Origin of the sequence: Streptomyces sp. NPDC021562, assembly GCF_040640875.1 — a bacterium.
Taxonomy (GTDB): Bacteria; Actinomycetota; Actinomycetes; order Streptomycetales; family Streptomycetaceae; genus Streptomyces.
Window position 1 is genome coordinate 1 of record NZ_JBFACN010000089.1, and the last position, 1,461, is coordinate 1,461.

The following is a 1,461-nucleotide window of genomic DNA, read 5'->3' on the forward strand; positions in this document are numbered from 1 at the left end:
CTCCAGCAGCCGCCGTCGCCGTCGCCGCAGGCGGCGCGCCGGGGACAGCCCCGCCGACGCCGAGCCCGGCGAGGGCGCAAAAATGCTTCAAGAGGCAATCCCTTCCATGGAGAAGGTCAGATTCATGAACTCTGGTACAGAGGCAGTCATGACTACAATCAGGGTCGCAAGAGCATATACCGGCAGAAATAAAGTAATTAAATTTGCAGGCTGCTATCACGGTCACTCTGACCCGGTTCTTGTTGCGGCAGGTTCTGGTCCATCTACACTGGGAACTCCGGATTCAGCTGGTGTGCCAGCAGTAATCGCAGCTGATGTTATCACTGTTCCATTCAACGATCCTGACGCATTTAAGGATGCTATTGAAAAATGGGGTGCAGAAATTGCGGCAGTTCTTGTAGAGCCAATCGTTGGTAACTTTGGAATTGTCGAGCCGATTAAAGGGTTCCTTGAATTAATCAATGAATATACGCATAACGCTGGTGCACTTGTCATCTATGATGAGGTAATTACAGCATTCCGCTTTACATATGGCGGCGCACAGGACTTATTAGGAGTTCAGCCAGATTTAACAGCATTAGGAAAAATCATCGGCGGAGGCTTACCAATCGGAGCTTATGGCGGTAAAAAGGAAATCATGGACAAAGTGGCACCAGTAGGACCAGCATATCAAGCTGGCACACATGCTGGAAACCCGGCATCTGTTCTTTCAGGTATTGCTTGTCTTGAAGTACTAAAGCAAAAAGGCGTATACGAGCATTTAGACAGACTTGGAGCATTGCTTGAAAAGGGTATTGCCGAAACTGCCGCTACACATAATATGCCTATTACAATTAATCGATTAAAAGGCGCTTTGACTGTTTATTTCACTAACGAAAAAGTAATGAATTATGAACAAGCCGAAAATACAGACGGCGAGCTTTTCGGTAAATTCTTTAAGTTAATGGTTGAACAAGGCATTATGCTTGCACCTTCCAAATACGAAGCATGGTTCATTACAATCGCCCATACAGAAGAAGATATCGAAGCAACAATACACGCAGTCCAAAATGCTTTCGAAGCATTAGCAAAAGAACTATAAGAATCAATCTTTGCCAGTAAAAGCAATGTTGATTTACTCAGCAGGGAGACCTCCTCTACTAAAGTTAGGCCAACAGCGTTACACTTCATCACAAGAAATCCCTGCTGTGAAAAATTCAAAAACAGAGAGCATGCCGCTCTCTGTTTCTATACATTACAGCAATTATCCTAATATTCTCTCCACTTGTTATCTATTAAGAATAACTAACAACACCAAACACCCACCATCAGCACTACTTTCACTTACTTTTCATGAAAAAATCATATAATCATACAAATGACTATTGATGTTAACAAGCAATCACTGTATAGTACATTATTGTTTAGTTTTTCTATAAATTGTTTAAAGTAAAGGTATACTAAGCAACAGAAAATGTATGA

Annotated in this window: 1 protein-coding gene; it reads left to right on the forward strand. The window is 42.6% G+C overall.

The genetic code is table 11. From position 1 onward, the window contains the following. On the forward strand, positions 1-1,081 hold a 1,081-nt coding region (locus AB0G52_RS41095), incomplete at its 5' end, for a glutamate-1-semialdehyde 2,1-aminomutase (protein ID WP_361344398.1). Positions 1,082-1,461 lie beyond the last annotated feature (380 nt).